17 protein-coding genes and 1 tRNA gene are annotated in these 16,152 nt (G+C 63.1%); all 18 read left to right on the top strand.

The features are described from left to right. Positions 1–762 carry a GIN domain-containing protein gene (locus tag ACY34H_RS14670; protein WP_464978213.1) on the top strand — a complete coding sequence of 254 codons (762 nt, stop codon included), beginning with the start codon at positions 1–3 and terminating at the stop codon, positions 760–762. 108 nt (positions 763–870) lie between these two features. Next, entirely contained in the window at positions 871–1,479 is a 609-nt protein-coding gene (locus ACY34H_RS14675) for a tetratricopeptide repeat protein (RefSeq protein ID WP_464978214.1), read from the top strand. Between the two features lie 138 nt (positions 1,480–1,617). Continuing rightward, positions 1,618–2,598, top strand: coding sequence for an NAD(P)H-quinone oxidoreductase (locus ACY34H_RS14680; protein WP_464978215.1), 981 nt, complete (start codon positions 1,618–1,620; stop codon positions 2,596–2,598). A gap of 177 nt (positions 2,599–2,775) precedes the next feature. Beyond that, a complete protein-coding gene (tpiA, locus tag ACY34H_RS14685; protein WP_464978216.1) occupies positions 2,776–3,525 on the top strand; it encodes a triose-phosphate isomerase in 750 nt (249 codons plus the stop codon). A gap of 289 nt (positions 3,526–3,814) precedes the next feature. Continuing rightward, positions 3,815–4,249, top strand: a complete 435-nt coding sequence (gene secG, locus ACY34H_RS14690) for a preprotein translocase subunit SecG (RefSeq protein ID WP_464978217.1) — start codon at positions 3,815–3,817, stop codon at positions 4,247–4,249. Between the two features lie 96 nt (positions 4,250–4,345). Continuing rightward, a tRNA-Leu gene (locus ACY34H_RS14695) sits at positions 4,346–4,430 on the top strand. A 182-nt stretch (positions 4,431–4,612) separates the two neighbouring features. Beyond that, complete coding sequence (locus tag ACY34H_RS14700; RefSeq protein ID WP_130188313.1) at positions 4,613–4,972, top strand: NADH-quinone oxidoreductase subunit A; 360 nt, start codon at positions 4,613–4,615, stop codon at positions 4,970–4,972. A 3-nt stretch (positions 4,973–4,975) separates the two neighbouring features. Then, positions 4,976–5,452 (top strand): NuoB/complex I 20 kDa subunit family protein, encoded by a 477-nt coding sequence (locus tag ACY34H_RS14705; RefSeq protein ID WP_130188314.1) that lies wholly within the window; start codon positions 4,976–4,978, stop codon positions 5,450–5,452. 18 nt (positions 5,453–5,470) lie between these two features. Then, a complete protein-coding gene (locus ACY34H_RS14710; protein WP_464978218.1) occupies positions 5,471–6,064 on the top strand; it encodes an NADH-quinone oxidoreductase subunit C in 594 nt (197 codons plus the stop codon). Then, positions 6,064–7,317: an NADH-quinone oxidoreductase subunit D gene (locus ACY34H_RS14715; protein ID WP_464978219.1), complete on the top strand. Its 1,254-nt coding sequence runs from the start codon at positions 6,064–6,066 to the stop codon at positions 7,315–7,317. Before ACY34H_RS14710 ends, ACY34H_RS14715 begins: the two co-directional genes overlap by 1 nt. Positions 7,318–7,334: 17 nt before the next feature. After that, positions 7,335–7,811: an NADH-quinone oxidoreductase subunit NuoE gene (gene nuoE / locus ACY34H_RS14720; protein ID WP_464978220.1), complete on the top strand. Its 477-nt coding sequence runs from the start codon at positions 7,335–7,337 to the stop codon at positions 7,809–7,811. Then, positions 7,808–9,106: an NADH-quinone oxidoreductase subunit NuoF gene (gene nuoF, locus ACY34H_RS14725; protein WP_130188318.1), complete on the top strand. Its 1,299-nt coding sequence runs from the start codon at positions 7,808–7,810 to the stop codon at positions 9,104–9,106. The genes nuoE and nuoF overlap by 4 nt, the downstream gene beginning before the upstream one ends. A gap of 10 nt (positions 9,107–9,116) precedes the next feature. Then, a complete protein-coding gene (gene nuoG, locus ACY34H_RS14730; RefSeq protein ID WP_464978221.1) occupies positions 9,117–11,456 on the top strand; it encodes an NADH-quinone oxidoreductase subunit NuoG in 2,340 nt (779 codons plus the stop codon). Continuing rightward, positions 11,456–12,535 (top strand): NADH-quinone oxidoreductase subunit NuoH, encoded by a 1,080-nt coding sequence (gene nuoH / locus ACY34H_RS14735; RefSeq protein WP_137313938.1) that lies wholly within the window; start codon positions 11,456–11,458, stop codon positions 12,533–12,535. Before nuoG ends, nuoH begins: the two co-directional genes overlap by 1 nt. A gap of 13 nt (positions 12,536–12,548) precedes the next feature. After that, positions 12,549–13,037: an NADH-quinone oxidoreductase subunit NuoI gene (gene nuoI, locus ACY34H_RS14740; RefSeq protein ID WP_130188321.1), complete on the top strand. Its 489-nt coding sequence runs from the start codon at positions 12,549–12,551 to the stop codon at positions 13,035–13,037. Between the two features lie 18 nt (positions 13,038–13,055). Further along, positions 13,056–13,685 (top strand): NADH-quinone oxidoreductase subunit J, encoded by a 630-nt coding sequence (locus ACY34H_RS14745; RefSeq protein ID WP_464978222.1) that lies wholly within the window; start codon positions 13,056–13,058, stop codon positions 13,683–13,685. Continuing rightward, positions 13,682–13,990, top strand: coding sequence for an NADH-quinone oxidoreductase subunit NuoK (gene nuoK, locus ACY34H_RS14750; protein ID WP_131144713.1), 309 nt, complete (start codon positions 13,682–13,684; stop codon positions 13,988–13,990). Before ACY34H_RS14745 ends, nuoK begins: the two co-directional genes overlap by 4 nt. 36 nt (positions 13,991–14,026) lie before the next feature. Continuing rightward, positions 14,027–16,135: an NADH-quinone oxidoreductase subunit L gene (nuoL, locus tag ACY34H_RS14755; protein WP_464978223.1), complete on the top strand. Its 2,109-nt coding sequence runs from the start codon at positions 14,027–14,029 to the stop codon at positions 16,133–16,135. Positions 16,136–16,152: the final 17 nt, after the last annotated feature.

A 16,152-nucleotide genomic window follows, 5' to 3' on the forward strand; every position in this document is an offset into this window, starting at 1 on the left:
ATGCACAAACCATTCAGCTTTGCCCTCCTGATGACGACCCTGTGGCTGATGCTCGGCGCCGCCGCTGCCGCCGAGGAAGCCACCGCCACCAGGACCATCGACGCCAGGGTGGTGCGCGTCAAGCTGGACGGGGTGATCAACCTGAAGCTCACGCAGGGTGCCGAGCCGTCGCTGCAGATCATCGGCGACCGGCGTTTCGTCGACAAGGTGATCGCGGTGCAGACCGGCGACACGCTGCAGCTCGACAGCGACACCAATGGCGCCAGGATCAGCCGTGCGGCGCTACGGGCCGAGCTGGTGCTGCCGCAGTTGCGCGAACTGGTGTCCGAAGGCGTGGGCATGACCGAAGTGGCCGGCTTTTCCGGCGACGACCTCGACATCACGCTCGACGGCGCCGGCAGCATGAAGATCGTCAGCGCGTTCAAGCGGCTGAACGCGACCTTGTGTGGCCTGGGCAGCATGCACCTGTGGGTTGCGGACAGCGAAAACGTCGAACTCGACCTGCGTGGCGCAGGCTACGTGACGCTCGGCGGCAGCAGCAGGCAGTTGCGCGCGTCGCTGGGCGGCCTGGGCGGCCTGAATGCGCAGCAGTTCCAGGCCGATTCGGTGGATATCGACCTGTCCGGCCTGGGCAATGCCACGGTGAATGCGCGGACGAATGCGAACCTGCACCTGTCCGGCCTCGGCTCGGTGACCGTGTATGGCAAGCCGCTGAACCGCAACGTCAGCGTCGATGGCCTGGGCAAGGTCAGTTGGAAGTAGCGGCACGGAACAACGCGACCGGGCACCAGTGACCCATCGAGCCCGGACGAGACGGAAACAAGTAGAAGAACGAATCCCATTCTCGCAATGAAAAAAACTGGACGATTCATGATGGCGCTCGCTGCCTCCACGCTGATCGCGCTGGCCCTGCAGGGCAGCGCGATCGCCGGCTTTGCCGAGGGCGCGACCGCGTACAACAACCGCAACTACGGGCTCGCCTACAAGGAAATCCTGCCGCTGGCACGGGCCGGCAGCGCGGATGCGGAACACCTGCTCGGCCTGATGTACTACATGGGCCGCGGCGTACAGCAGGACTACAAGCAGGCGCTGATGTGGCACCGCCGCGCCGCCATGCAGGGCAAGGCCGACGCGCAGTATGTCGTCGGCGCCATGTACTACACCGGCAATGCCGTGATCCAGGACCACCGGCAGGCCGTCACGTGGTTCCGCAAGGCGGCCGAGCAGGGCCACGCCGATGCGCAGCAGGTGCTGGGCCTGATGTACCGGTACCACATCGGCGGCATGCCGCAGGATAACGTGATCGCCTACATGCTGTGGAACCTTGCCGCCGCCGGCGGCAACGCCAACGCCGTCGAGCAGCGCGCCGCCGTCGTCAAGAAAATGACGCCGGAGCAGGTCGAGGAAGGCCAGGCGCTGTCGGCCGCCTGGCGGCCCGGCAAGCCGCTGCCGCGGACGTCGAGGACCGGTGGTGGATAAGCAGAAGTTGCCGGAAAAATGGGGACGTACCCCGTTTTCCAGGAAACATTGCTCGACAATTGGGGTACGTCCCCATTTTTAGGGAAACATTGCTTTTCGCCGCTGCGCTAGAATCTTCCTTTCCCTGAAAGGACGACCATGCGCGCAATCGAGATCACCAAGGCCGGCCCACCGGACGTACTGCGGCTGTGCTACCGCGACAAGCCCACGCCCGGTCCGGGCGAACTGCTGATCCGCGTGCACGCGGCCGGCGTCAACCGGCCGGACGTGTTCCAGCGCCTCGGCAGCTATGCGCCGCCGCCGGGCGCTTCCGACCTGCCGGGTCTCGAGGTCGCCGGCGAAGTGGTGGAAGGCGATTTCGCCGCCAGCGGGTTCAAGGCGGGCGACCTGGTCTGCGCGCTGGTGCAGGGTGGCGGCTATGCCGAATATGCGGTCGCGCCGATCGAACAGTGCCTGCCGGTGCCGCAGGGCCTGTCGCTGATCGAAGCGGCCTCGCTGCCGGAAACGTATTTCACCGTGTGGAGCAATGTGTTCGACCGCGCCCGGCTCGGTCCCGGCGAGTCGCTGCTGGTGCAGGGCGGTACGTCCGGCATCGGCGTCACGGCGATCCAGCTGGCCAGCACGCTGGGCCACCGCGTATTCGCCACGGCGGGCAGCGACGAGAAGGCGCGCGCCTGCGAACAGCTCGGCGCCGAACGCGGCATCAATTACAGGCGCGAGGATTTCGCCGCCTGCGTCAAGCAGCTCACCGGCGACAACGGCGTCGATGTGATCCTCGACATGGTCGGCGGCGACTACCTGCCGCGCGAGATCAGCTGCCTGGCAGACGACGGCCGCATCGTCATCATCGCGCTGCTCGGCGGTGCCAAGGGCACGCTGGACATGGGCCAGGTGCTGCGCCGCCGCCTCACCGTCACCGGCTCCACGCTGCGGCCACGCTCGGTTGCCTTCAAGGCCGCGATCGCGCGACAGCTGCGCGACAAGGTGTGGCCCCTGCTGGAATCGAAACAGATCCGCCCTGTGATCTATGAGAGCTTCCCGCTCGAGCAGGCGGTGGAGGCACACAAGCTGATGGAAAGCAGCACGCACGTCGGCAAGATCATGCTGCAGGTGACGTGAGCGCCACGCGGGGACGACGCGACGACGCTGCCGCGGCGACGTCGCAGGGCCGTCATGGCGGCGGGCTATATTGCACTCGAAGCATGCTCACCAAATTGACGACTGCGGGTTTGACCCTGTATTGCCGAGCACGTTACAATCCCGGGTTACCTTACAACTCAAACAACTCGGACAGCCATGCGTCGCAAACTCGTCATCGGAAACTGGAAGATGAACGGCAGCCTTGCCGGCAATTCTGTATTATTACGCGGGATCGTTGAAGGCCATGCCGCCGGCGGCGCCGATCTGGCGGTATGCGTCCCCGCGCCCTACCTGGCGCAGTGCCAGGCGGAGCTGTCCGGAACGCCGGTAGCGTGGGGGGCACAGGATGTGTCGGCTTATGCCGCCGGTGCGTACACGGGCGAGATGGCGGCGTCCATGCTGCAGGAATTCGGATGCCGCTACGTCATCGTCGGCCACTCCGAGCGCCGCGCGTATCACCACGAAAGCAATGAACTGGTGGCGCAAAAGGCGCACGCCGCACTGAATGCCGGGTTGACTCCAGTCGTCTGTGTTGGCGAAACGCTGGAAGAGCGCGAGGCCGGGCGCACCAATGTCGTGGTATGCGCGCAACTGCAGGCGGTGCTCGACGTGCTGGAAAATCCGGCGCTGGACAAGATCGTGCTGGCTTACGAGCCGGTGTGGGCGATCGGCACCGGCAAGACGGCCACGCCGGCGCTGGCGCAGGAAGTGCACGCGGCACTGCGCAAGCAGGTGGCGGTGCGCAGCGCGGACGCGGCGGCAAAGGTGCAGATCCTGTACGGCGGCAGCATGAAGCCGGAAAATGCCAGGGACCTGATGGCCCAGCTGGATATTGATGGCGGCCTGATCGGTGGCGCATCGTTGAAAGCGCAGGATTTCCTTGCCATTGCAAAAGCTGGCAACTGAGCCGGCAATTGAGCCGGCAGCGGCGCGGGTGCCTGGGCGGGCAGTCGATATTGTCCGGCGGGTGGTAATGCCGGGATAGTAAGGCCGAGGTAGTAAAGCCGAGGTGGTAAGGCCGAGGTAGTAAAACCGAGGTATTAACGCTGGCGAATCCCGGCCCATGCCGGATTGGCAAGCGCGTCATGAATTATTAACTGAGCGGCCCGCGCGGCCGCCAGGTCTGAAACATCCCGGTAACGGGTGGGGTAGGCGGGCCGCAAGCCCGCGCATTTAAAATCGAGAATGGAATAGCATGAGCACCTTGTTCAATCTGGTCGTGGTAGTACAGGTTTTATCGGCACTGGCCATCATCGCCCTCGTGCTGATGCAGCACGGTAAAGGCGCTGACATGGGCGCCGCGTTTGGTTCGGGTTCGTCCGGCAGCCTGTTCGGTGCCAGCGGTTCGTCGAACTTCCTGTCGAAGTCGACGGCGCTGGCGGCGGCGATTTTCTTCGGTGCGACACTCGGCCTCGCGGTGATGTCCAATGGGCGCACCGCCAGCAGCGGCGGTGGCGTGCTGCAGAACGTGACCGTGCCGGTCAAGGGTTCGGCGGCGATTCCCGCCGCGGCGCCGGCTGCTCCGGCGGCCGACGCAAGCGTGCCGCCGGCAAGCAACGAAGGCGTGCCGCCGGCAGTGAATGGAAGTGCGGCGCCGGGCGTCGCACCTGCGCCGGCAGCGCCGAAGTAAAACCAATAATTTTGAAGTTTTTGCCGTTTTTCTCCTTGATATCGCGCAATTGACATTAACAAACGGCGCAAAGAAGAGTAGAATAGCGGCCTTAATGCCGACGTGGTGAAATTGGTAGACACGCTATCTTGAGGGGGTAGTGGCGCAAGCTGTACGAGTTCGAGTCTCGTCGTCGGCACCAGAAATTTGAGAAGCCAGCAAAAGGCCCAAGGAGTTTGTCCTCACAGCCTCTAGCTGGTTTTTTTACGAGGATGTGTCGTTCGGTCCCCGTCTCAGCGTTTGATCGGGATCGAGCGTTCAAGTCGCACCGCAATGGTGTGGCACCTCGCCAACCGGTCGTTCAACAACAGCTGTGACCCTATCGTGAACCTCGAAACTTATTTCCCCGTTCTTTTATTCATCCTGGTGGGCATCGGTGTCGGTGTCGCTCCCCAGATCCTGGGCCGCCTGCTCGGCCCGTATCGCCCGGATGCGGCGAAACTCTCCCCCTACGAGTGCGGCTTCGAAGCCTTCGAAGATGCGCGCATGAAATTCGACGTGCGTTACTACCTCGTCGCAATCCTCTTCATCCTGTTCGACCTGGAAACGGCTTTCTTCTTCCCGTGGGGCGTCTCCATGCGCGAACTGGGCTGGCAGGGCTACGTGACGATGATGGTGTTCATCGCTGAATTCGTCGTCGGTTTTTGGTATATCTGGAAGAAAGGTGCCCTTGATTGGGAATAAGCCATGGCTATTGAAGGCGTATTAAACGAAGGTTTCATCACCACCTCGGCCGACAAGCTGATCAACTGGGCACGCACCGGGTCGATGTTCCCGATGACGTTCGGCCTGGCGTGCTGCGCGGTTGAAATGATGCACGTGGGCGCTGCCCGTTACGACATGGACCGCTTCGGCGTCGTGTTCCGTCCGTCGCCGCGTCACTCCGACGTGATGATCGTGGCCGGCACGCTGTGCAACAAGATGGCACCGGCGCTGCGCAAGGTGTACGACCAGATGCCGGAGCCGCGCTGGGTCATTTCGATGGGTTCCTGCGCCAATGGCGGCGGTTACTATCACTACTCCTACTCCGTCGTGCGCGGCTGCGATCGCATCGTGCCCGTCGACGTCTACGTGCCGGGCTGCCCGCCGACCGCGGAAGCGCTGTTGTACGGCATCATGCAGTTGCAAAACAAGATCAAGCGCACCAATACGATCGCACGTTAAACGGGGCGCGCAAGAACTATGACAACAAAACTGGAAGCTTTGCAAGGCGCCCTGGCCAGCGCCCTGGGCGAGCGCGTCACGACATCCGTGGCCCTCGGTGAAATCACCCTGGTCGTCAAGGCCGACGACTACCACGCAGTGATGCAGACGCTGCGCGACCATGCCGCACTCGGATTCGATACCTTCATCGACCTGTGCGGCATCGACTATTCCGCCTACGGCGAAGGCACGTGGGAAGGCCCGCGCTTCGCGGCCGTCACGCACCTGCTGTCGGTGAAGAACAACTGGCGCGTCCGCGTGCGCGTGTTCTGCCCGGACGACGAGATGCCGCTGGTGCAGTCGATCACCGACATCTGGCGTGCCGCCAACTGGTACGAGCGCGAAGCGTTCGACCTGTACGGCATCCTGTTCGAAGGTCACAGCGACCTGCGCCGCATCTTGACCGACTACGGTTTCATCGGCCACCCGTTCCGCAAGGACTTCCCGGTCGCCGGCTACGTGGAAATGCGCTACGACGCCGACCAGGGCCGCGTGATCTACCAGCCCGTGACGATCGAGCCGCGCGAAAACGTGCCGCGCGTGATCCGGGAAGAAAAATACGGGATGAAATAATGGCTGAGATTAAGAATTACACCCTGAACTTTGGTCCGCAGCACCCGGCAGCGCACGGCGTGCTGCGTTTGGTGCTTGAGCTGGACGGCGAAGTCATCCAGCGCGCCGACCCGCACATCGGCCTGCTGCACCGCGCCACCGAGAAGCTGGCCGAGCAGAAGACCTACCTGCAGTCGGTGCCGTACATGGACCGCCTCGACTACGTGTCGATGATGTGCAACGAGCACGGCTACGTGCTGGCCATCGAGAAGCTGCTGGGCATCGAGGTGCCGCTGCGCGCGCAGTACATCCGCGTCATGTTCGACGAGATCACCCGCATCCTGAACCACCTGATGTGGCTGGGCGCGCACGCGCTGGACGTCGGTGCGATGGGCCCGTTCCTGTACTGCTTCCGCGACCGCGAAGACCTGTTCGACTGCTACGAAGCGGTATCCGGCGCGCGCATGCACGCGGCCTACTACCGCCCGGGCGGCGTGTACCGCGACCTGCCGGACGCGATGCCGAAGCACCGGCCGTCGTCGATCCGCAGCCAGAAGGAAATCGACCGCCTGAACGAACACCGCCAGGGTTCGCTGCTGGACTTCCTGGAAGCGTTCACGAACCGCTTCCCCGGCTATGTCGACGAATACGAGACCCTGCTGACCGATAACCGTATCTGGAAGCAGCGTACCGTCGGCATCGGCGTGGTATCGCCGGAAGATGCGCTGGCCATGGGCTTCACCGGCGCCATGCTGCGCGGCTCAGGCGTGCAGTGGGACCTGCGCAAGAAGCAGCCGTACGAAGTGTACGACCTGATGGACTTCGACATCCCCATCGGTACCAACGGCGACTGCTACGACCGCTACCTGGTGCGCGTGGAAGAGCTGCGCCAGTCGAACCGCATCATCAAGCAGTGCATCGAGTGGCTGCGCAACAACCCGGGCCCGGTCATGACGGACAACCGCAAGGTCGCTCCGCCGTCGCGCGTGGACATGAAGTCCAACATGGAATCGCTGATCCACCACTTCAAGCTGTTCCAGGAAGGCTTCCACGTACCGCCGGGCGAGGTCTACACGGCCATCGAACACCCGAAGGGCGAATTCGGCATCTACATCGTTTCCGACGGTGCCAACAAGCCGTACCGCCTGAAGATCCGTACGCCGGACTACACCCACCTGCAAGCGCTCGACGAAATGGCGCGCGGTCACATGATCGCCGACGCCGTCACCATCATCGGCACGCAGGACATCGTGTTCGGCAGTATCGACCGCTAACGAGGCAGGAAAAGATTATGTTATCCGAGCAGTGCTATAAAAAAATCGACCGCGAGTTGGCCAAATACCCGGCCGACCAGCGCCAGTCGGCCGTGATGGCCTCGCTGGCTCATGCCCAGGTCGAACTGGGCTGGCTGTCGCCTGAAACGATGAAGGAAATCGCCGACTATATCGGCATGCCGGCCATCGCCGTGCAGGAAGTCGCGACCTTCTACAACATGTACAACCTGAAGCCGATCGGCAAGCACAAGATCACCGTGTGCACCAACCTGCCGTGCGCATTGAGCGGCGGCGTGAAGGCCGGCGAGCACCTGAAGCAGAAGCTGGGCATCGACTACCGCGACACCACCGACGACGGCGAGTTCACCTTGCTGGAAGGCGAATGCATGGGTGCCTGCGGCGACGCGCCGGTGCTGCTGGTGAACAACCATCGCATGTGCAGCTTCATGAACAACGAAAAACTCGACGCGCTGGTGGAGGAACTGAAGAAATGACTTCGCTGCACGACCGTCACATCAATCCGCTGATCCTGAAGGATTTGAACGGCGACAACTGGCACCTGGCCGACTACGTGAAGCGTGGCGGCTATTCGGCGCTGCGCCGCATCCTCGAGGAAAAGATCCCGCCCGAGCAGATCATCGCCGAACTGAAGACGTCGGGCCTGCGCGGCCGCGGCGGCGCGGGTTTCCCGACCGGCCTGAAGTGGAGCTTCATGCCGCGCCAGTTCCCGGGCCAGAAATACCTCGTCTGCAACACCGATGAAGGCGAACCTGGCACGTTCAAGGACCGCGACATCATCCGCTACAACCCGCATTCGCTGATCGAGGGCATGGCCATCGGCGCGTATGCGATGGGCATCACCGTGGGCTACAACTACATCCACGGCGAGATCTTCCAGGACTACCTGCGCTTCGAGGAAGCGCTGGAAGAAGCACGCGCGGAAGGCTTCCTGGGCGACCGCATCATGGGTTCCGAGTTCAGCTTCCAGCTGCACGCGCACCATGGCTATGGCGCCTACATCTGCGGCGAGGAAACCGCGCTGCTGGAATCGCTGGAAGGCAAGAAAGGCCAGCCGCGCTTCAAGCCGCCGTTCCCGGCATCGTTCGGCCTGTATGGCAAGCCGACCACGATCAACAACACGGAAACCTTCGCGGCCGTGCCGTTCATCCTGAACATCGGCGCCGAGAACTACCTGGGCCTGGGCAAGCCGAACAACGGCGGCACGAAGATCTTCTCGATCTCCGGCGACGTCGAGCGTCCGGGCAACTACGAGGTTCCACTGGGCACGCCGTTCGCGAAGCTGATGGAACTGGCCGGCGGCATGCGCGGCGGCAAGAAGATCAAGGCCGTGATTCCCGGCGGTTCGTCCGCACCGGTGGTGCGCGGCGAGATCATGATGCAGACCGACCTGGACTACGACTCGATCGCGAAAGCGGGCTCGATGCTGGGTTCCGGCGCCGTGATCGTGATGGACGAGACGCGCTGCATGGTCAAGGCACTGGAACGCCTGTCGTACTTCTACTACGAGGAATCGTGCGGCCAGTGCACGCCATGCCGCGAAGGCACCGGCTGGATGTACCGGATGATCCACCGCATCGAGCACGGCCAGGGCCGCCAGACCGACCTGGACATGCTGAACTCGATCGCCGACAACATCCAGGGCCGCACCATCTGCGCACTGGGCGATGCCGCGGCGATGCCGGTGCGCGCGTTCATCAAGCAATTCCGCGAAGAATTCGAATATCACGTCGAGCACAAGCACTGCCTGGTGCCTGTGTCGGCCTTCTAAAGCGTTGATCATGGTTGAAATCGAAATTGACGGCAAAAAGGTAGAAGTCCCACCAGGTTCAATGGTGATGGACGCTGCCAACAAACTGGGAACCTACATCCCGCACTTCTGCTATCACAAGAAACTGTCGATCGCAGCGAACTGCCGCATGTGCCTCGTCGAGGTGGAGAAGGCGCCGAAGCCGCTGCCGGCCTGCGCCACTCCTGTCTCGGCGGGCATGATCGTGCGCTCGCACAGCGAGAAGGCCGTTCAGGCGCAGAAGTCGGTGATGGAATTCCTGCTGATTAACCACCCGCTGGATTGCCCGATCTGCGACCAGGGCGGCGAGTGCCAGCTGCAGGATCTGGCCGTGGGCTACGGCAAGAACAACTCCCGCTACGAGGAAGAAAAGCGCGTCGTCGTGCCGAAAGAGGCCGGCCCGCTGGTCTCGATGAAGGAGATGAGCCGCTGCATCCACTGCACCCGTTGCGTGCGTTTCGGCCAGGAAGTGGCCGGCGTGATGGAACTGGGCATGCTGGGCCGCGGCGAACACGCCGAGATCACCACCTTCGTCGGCGAAGCCGTCAGCTCCGAGCTGTCCGGCAACATGATCGACCTGTGCCCGGTCGGCGCGCTGACGTCGAAGCCGTTCCGCTACAGCGCCCGTACGTGGGAACTGTCGCGCCGCAAATCCGTGTCGCCGCACGATGGCCTGGGTGCCAACCTGATCGTCCAGGTCAAGCAGGGCAAGGTCAAGCGCGTGCTGCCGCTGGAGAACGAAGCGATCAACGAGTGCTGGATTTCCGACAAGGACCGCTTCTCGTACGAAGCCCTGGATTCCGCCGAACGCCTGACCCAGCCGATGCTGAAGCAGGGCGGCGAGTGGAAGGAAGTCGACTGGCAGACTGCGCTGGAATATGTCGCGCACGGCTTGAAGAATATCCGTCACGAACATGGCGCCGAGGCGATCGCCGCCTACGCCACCGCGCACTCCACGCTGGAAGAGCTGGCACTGCTGAAGAAGCTGGCATCCGGCATCGGTTCGGACAACATCGATTTCCGCCTGCGCCAGACCGACTTCGCGCTGGACGGCCAGGTCACGCCATGGTTGGGCATGTCGATTGCCGACGTGTCGAACCTGCAGCGTGCACTGGTCATCGGTTCGTTCCTGCGCAAGGATCACCCGCTGCTGGCATCGCGCCTGCGCGCCGCCGTGAAGAACGGCGGCCAGCTGACGCTGGTCCACGCCACCCGCGACGACAGCCTGATCACGGTGGCCAACAACATCGTGGCAGCGCCGTCCGACTGGCTGGCCGTGCTGTCGGGCATCGTGTCCGCCGTCGCATCGGCCAAGGGCGAAGCGGCGCCAGGCGGCTTCGCCACCGAGTTCAATGACGCCGCCAAGGCCGCCGCAGCAAGCCTGCTGTCCGGCGAACAGAAGGCCGTCTTCCTCGGCAACGCCGCCGTGCACCACCCGCAGGCATCCGCGATCGCGGCCGCCGCGCAGTGGATCGCCAACGCGACCGGCGCGAAGTTCGGCTACCTGACCGAAGCGGCCAACACCGTCGGCGGCTACATCGCCGGCGCGTTCTCGCAGAAAGCCGAAGCCGCATTCGCGACGCCGAAAAAAGCGTACGTGCTGCTGAACGCCGAACCGGAACTCGACGCCGCCAACCCGGCGCAAGCCGTGGCCGCGCTGAAGGGCGCCGAGATGGTCGTGGTGATGTCCGCCTTCAAGCACGGCGCCGAATACGCCGACGTGCTGCTGCCGGTTGCGCCGTTCGCCGAAACGTCCGGTACCTTCGTGAACTGCGAAGGCCGCGCGCAAAGCTTCAACGGCACCGTGAAACCGCTGGGCGACGCACGTCCGGCCTGGAAAGTGCTGCGCGTGCTGGGCAACATCCTGGGCCTGCCGGGCTTCGACTACGAAACTTCGGAATCGATCCGCGACGAAGTGCTGGGCGCAGGCGTTTCCGACGTCTCGTCGAAGCTGTCGAACGTCTCGAACGTGGCGCCGCAGGCTGCCTCGTTCGGCGCCGGCGACAAGCTCGAGCGCATCGCCGACGTGCCGATCTACTTCGCCGACGCGCTGGTGCGCCGTTCGGCACCGCTGCAGGCCACCGTCGACGCGCAGGCGCCGAAGGCCGTCATCTCGGCCGCGCTGGCCGAACAGATCGCCGTGAAGTCGGGCGACCTGGTGCAGGTGCTGCAAGGCAGCGGTTCGGCGATCCTGGAAGCGCGTGTCGATGCCGGCCTGCCGGCCAACGTGGTGCGCGTCTCCGCGGCCCACGCTTCGACCGCGACGCTGGGCGACATGTTCGGTCCGATCTCGGTAGCTAAAGCTGCAACTGCCGCAGGGGAGGGCAAATAATGGCGCTGGAATTCGTCAATACCATCAATACCGCCGGCGCCGACGCGCTGGGCGCGGCCTGGCCGTTCGTCTGGACGATGATCAAGCTGCTGTGCGTGCTGATGCCGCTGCTCGGCATGGTGGCCTACGCCACGCTGTGGGAGCGCAAGCTGATCGGCTTCATCCAGATCCGTATCGGCCCGAACCGCGTGGGTCCGATGGGCCTGCTGCAACCGATGGCCGACGGCATCAAGATGCTGCTGAAGGAAATCGTCATCCCGACCAAGGCCGCGAAAGGCCTGTTCGTGATCGGCCCCGTGATGACCATCATGCCGGCGCTGGCTGCCTGGGCGGTGGTGCCGTTCGGCCCGGAAGCCGTGCTGGCCAACGTCAACGCCGGCCTGCTGGTGCTGCTGGCGATCACGTCGATGGAAGTCTACGGCATCATCATCGCCGGCTGGTCCTCGAACTCGAAGTACTCGTTCATGGGCGCGATGCGTGCATCGGCGCAGATGATCTCGTACGAGATCCCGATGGGCTTCGCGCTGGTCGTGATCCTGATGGTGTCCGGCTCGCTGAACTTCATCGACATCGTGACCAGCCAGCAGGTCGGCCGCTTCGCCGACATGGGCGTCAACTTCATGTCGTGGAACTGGCTGCCGCTGCTGCCGCTGTTCGTGGTCTACCTGACCTCCGGCCTGGCCGAAGCGAACCGCGCACCGTTCGACGTCGTCGAGGGTGAATCGGAAATCGTCGCCGGCCACATGGTGGAGTACTCCGGCATGTCGTACGCGATGTTCATGCTGGCCGAATACGCCAACATCATCCTCGTCGGCGCACTGGCATCGATCATGTTCCTGGGCGGCTGGTCCGCACCGTTCGCGTTCCTCGAATTCGGCGGCGGTTTCGGCGGCTTCTTCTGGCTGTTCCTGAAGACGTTCCTGATCGTGTCGCTGTTCATCTGGGTGCGTGGTACCTTCCCGCGTTACCGCTACGACCAGATCATGCGTCTGGGCTGGAAGGTCTTCATTCCCCTCACGCTGTTCTGGCTCGTGCTCGTCGCGACCTGGATGCAGACGCCGTGGAACATCTGGAAGTAAGGAAGCGCACAAAATGACTCGAGTAAAAGATTTTATCGGCAGCATGATGCTGACCGAACTGATCAAGGGGCTTGCGCTGACCGGCAAGTACATGTTCTCGCGCAAGATCACCGTGCAGTACCCGGAAGAGAAGACGCCGATGTCGCCGCGCTTCCGCGGCCTGCACGCGCTGCGCCGCTATCCGAACGGCGAAGAACGCTGCATCGCCTGCAAGCTGTGCGAAGCGGTCTGCCCGGCAATGGCCATCACGATCGAATCCGACGAACGCGATGACGGCACGCGCCGCACCACGCGCTACGACATCGACCTGACCAAGTGCATCTTCTGCGGTTTCTGCGAAGAGTCGTGCCCGGTCGATTCGATCGTCGAAACGCACGTGCTGGAATACCACGGTGAAAAGCGGGGCGACCTGTACTACACCAAGGAGATGCTGCTGGCTGTCGGCGACCGCTACGAGGCGGACATCGCCGCCAACCGCGCCGCGGATGCCGCGTATCGCTGATCTGAATCGGACTTACACATGACTTTTACAACCGTTTTGTTCTACGTGTTCGCGGCCATCATGGTGGTTTCCGCGGCACGCGTGATCACGGCGCGCAACCCCGTGACGGCGGCACTGTTCCTGGTGCTGGCCTTCTTCCAGGCAGCCGGCATCTGGATGCTGCTGAAAGCCGAGTTCCTCGCCGTGGTGCTGGTGCTCGTCTACGTGGGCGCCGTGATGGTGCTGTTCCTGTTCGTCGTGATGATGGTCGACATCGACCAGACCGAGTTGCGCAAGAACTTCTGGAGCTACCTGCCGGTGGCCTCGATCGTCGGCGGCATCATCGTGCTGGAGATGGCTTCGGTGCTGTGGCGCAGCTTCGGCATGGAAACGCCGGTGCCTGAAGCGGCCAACACCATCGGTACCACGAAGGCGCTGGGCATGCTGATCTACACCCAGTACATCTACGCGTTCGAAGTGGCCGCCGTGGTGCTGCTGCTGGCCATCGTCGCCGCCGTTGCGCTGACGCTGCGCCGCCGCAAGGACATCAAGTACTTCGATCCGGGCGAAGCCGTGCGCGTCAAGCGCAACGACCGCCTGAAGATCGTCAAGATGGACGCCGTCAAGAAAGAAGTGGCGTCGACCGAAGCAACCAAGGAGGCACCATGACCCTGTCACTGGCACATTACCTGGTCCTGGGCGCGATCCTGTTCGCGATCGCGATCGTCGGTATTTTCCTGAACCGCAAGAACGTCATCGTGCTGCTGATGGCGATCGAACTGATGCTGCTGGCGGTGAACACCAACTTCATCGCGTTCTCCCACTTCCTGGGCGACGCGGCGGGGCAGATCTTCGTGTTCTTCATCCTGACGGTGGCGGCGGCGGAAGCTGCGATCGGCCTCGCGATCCTCGTGCTGATGTTCCGTAACCTGGACACCATCAACGTCGAAGACCTGGACAGCCTCAAAGGCTAGTTTTTAACCCTCGAATAATAAACAGATAGGTTCATCATGACGGGGCTTAACCCTAACCTTCTCCTCGCTGTTCCCCTCGCGCCGCTGGCGGGGTCCGCGATCGCGGGCCTGCTGGGCACGAAGTTCTTCGGCAACGTGGTCAACCGCAAGGTGGCCACGGCCGCCACGATCCTGGGCGTGCTGGTCGCGTTCCTGATTTCCTTCCAGACCTTCCTGCAGGTGCTGGACGGCGCGACCTACAACGATACGGTGTATCGCTGGATGACCGTGGCCGGCATCAACCTGGAAGTGGGCTTCCAGATCGACTCGCTGACCGCGATGATGATGTGCGTCGTGACCTTCGTGTCGCTGATGGTGCACATCTACACGATTGGATATATGGCTGAGGACGAGGGATACAACCGCTTCTTCTCGTATATCTCGCTGTTCACCTTCTCGATGCTGATGCTGGTGATGTCCAACAACTTCCTGCAGCTGTTCTTCGGCTGGGAAGCGGTGGGCCTGGTGTCGTACCTGCTGATCGGCTTCTGGTACAAGCGTCCGACCGCGATCTTCGCCAACATGAAGGCGTTCCTCGTGAACCGTGTTGGCGACTTCGGCTTCATCCTCGGCATCGGCCTGATCCTGGCCTACACCGGCACGATGGATTACCAGGAAGCGTTCGCCAGGAAGGACCTGCTGGTCAACGCGACGCTGCCGGGTACCGACTGGATGGTCATCACCGTGGCCTGCATCTGCCTGTTCATCGGCGCCATGGGCAAATCGGCCCAGTTCCCGCTGCACGTGTGGCTGCCGGACTCGATGGAAGGCCCGACCCCGATCTCGGCACTGATCCACGCCGCGACGATGGTTACCGCCGGCATCTTCATGGTGTCGCGCATGTCGCCGCTGTTCGAGCTGTCCGACGTGGCACTGTCCTTCATCCTGATCATCGGCTCGATCACCGCGCTGTTCATGGGCTTCCTGGGCATCATCCAGAACGACATCAAGCGCGTGGTGGCTTACTCGACGCTGTCGCAGCTGGGCTACATGACCGTCGCGCTGGGCGCGTCCGCCTACTCGGTGGCCGTGTTCCACCTGATGACGCACGCGTTCTTCAAGGCGCTGCTGTTCCTCGGCGCGGGCTCCGTCATCATCGGCATGCACCACGACCAGGACATCCGCAACATGGGCGGCCTGCGCAAGTACATGCCGATCACGTGGATCACGTCGCTGCTGGGTTCCCTGGCACTGATCGGCACGCCGTTCTTCTCGGGCTTCTACTCGAAGGATTCGATCATCGAGGCGGTGCACGCCACGAACCTGCCGGGCGCCGGCTTCGCGAACTTCGCGGTGCTGGCCGGCGTGTTCATCACGGCGTTCTACTCGTTCCGCATGTACTTCCGCGTGTTCCACGGTCCGGAAAACTTCGGCAAGGCACATGCGCATGACGATCACCATGATCACAAGCATGATGCCAAGGCGGCCCATGGCGACATCGCCCACGGCGCGCACGATTCCGACGCGCACCACGAAGAGGAAGACGACGACCACGGCCACCATGGCCTCGAGCCGGGCCAGAAGCCGCACGAGTCGCCGTTCGTGGTCTGGTTCCCGCTGGCCGCGCTGGCGATTCCTTCGGTGATCATCGGCTTCCTGGCCGCCGGCCCGATGCTGCATGGCGACTTCTTCAACAACGTGATCTTCGTCGACGCCGCCAAGCACCCGGCGATGAAGGAACTGAACGACATGTGGCACGGCCCGGTCGCGATGGCCCTGCACGGCCTGCAGACGGCACCGTTCTGGCTGGCACTGGCCGGCGTGGCAGCGTCGTACTACTGCTACATGATCAATCCGCGCGTTCCGGCATGGTTCTACGAGAAGTTCAAGTTCCTGCACACGCTGCTGGACAACAAGTACTACATGGACGCGTTCAACCAGGCCGTATTCGCCAAGGGCGCGCGCGTACTGGGCAACGGCCTGTGGCAGGTGGGCGACCGTGCGATCATCGACGGCTTCGTCGTCAACGGTTCGGCAAAACTGGTCGGCTGGTTCTCGTCGCTGACGCGCCTGGCGCAGACGGGTTACATCTACCACTACGCGTTCGTGATGATCATCGGCATCCTGGGCTTCCTGGTGTACTTCCTGCCGTTCTGGCACGCTTAACGCCACACGCAAAAGAG

It is taken from the genome of Pseudoduganella sp. jia 9, assembly GCF_055502615.1.